Below are 844 nucleotides of genomic sequence, written 5' to 3'. Positions count from 1 at the left end.
GCTTCGCGCTCAGCAGATCCTCCAGCACGTCCGCGCCGTCGGGACGTGAGTCGGACGGCGGCGGGGGCGGCAGGTCCCAGTCCAGCGGCGGCGGCGCGGGCGGACGCGCGGAGGACCGTGCGGGCGCGGGCGGCGGGGACGGCAGGATGTCCGGCGAATCGTCCGCGTCGTCCATCTCATCCATGGGTTCGGCCTCCACGATGTCCAGCGGTTCGCCCCGGCCGCGCGCCAGCGCCTGATCCATGTCGTCCGAGGAAGCGACGAACACCTTCAGGGGCTTGCGCAACTGGAAGCGCAGTTCATCCACCAACATGAGATTGCCGGGGTCCTCCACCGCCACGTGGAGCTTCTCGCTGCGGCCGTCCTGCTCCAGCGCGAAGAGCAACACGCGGTGCTCGGACTGGAAGTCCATGGACACCAGCGAGGACACCCCATGGGGGATGTACTCGGGGATCTCCACGAAGGGCAGCTCGTGCTGCGCCGCCAGCGCGCGCGCGATGTCCTGGCCGGTGCACAGGCCCATGGACACCAACACTTCCCCCAGCTTGCGGCCCTGACCGCGCCGCCCGGAGGCAAGGGCCTGCTTCACCTGCTCGTCCGTGACCACTCCGGCCTGGACGAGGAGTTCACCAATCTTCTTGCGCATGGCCGCTGGCTACCGCTTGACCTTGGCGAGGTATTCCTCGCGGGAAAAAACGCCCTTCTCGATGAGCAGCTCCACCATGGCCTTGAGCGCCGCGACCTCCTTGCGCTGGACCTCTTCCACGCTCTTGAGCAGCTCCGCGGGACTGCCGGAGGCCGCCGAACGGGGCGCCTCCGCGGGGGCCGCCGGACGGGCCGCGGG

General features: G+C 69.9%; 1 protein-coding gene and 1 pseudogene. Both read right to left on the bottom strand.

Annotated elements, in window-relative coordinates; all coding sequences use genetic code 11:
- A partial coding sequence (locus D7V88_RS41895) for a cyclic di-GMP-binding domain-containing protein, MshE-related (protein ID WP_504815107.1) occupies nucleotides 1–646 on the bottom strand: 646 nt, incomplete at its 3' end.
- A gap of 9 nt (nucleotides 647–655) precedes the next feature.
- A pseudogene (locus tag D7V88_RS41890) lies at nucleotides 656–844 on the bottom strand (GspE/PulE/PilB domain-containing protein); the annotation flags it as partial.

It is taken from the genome of Corallococcus terminator (assembly GCF_003611635.1).
GTDB lineage: Bacteria > Myxococcota > Myxococcia > Myxococcales > Myxococcaceae > Corallococcus > Corallococcus terminator.
Note: the sequence above shows the minus strand (reverse complement) of the source record. Positions and strands in the feature narration are given on the sequence as shown.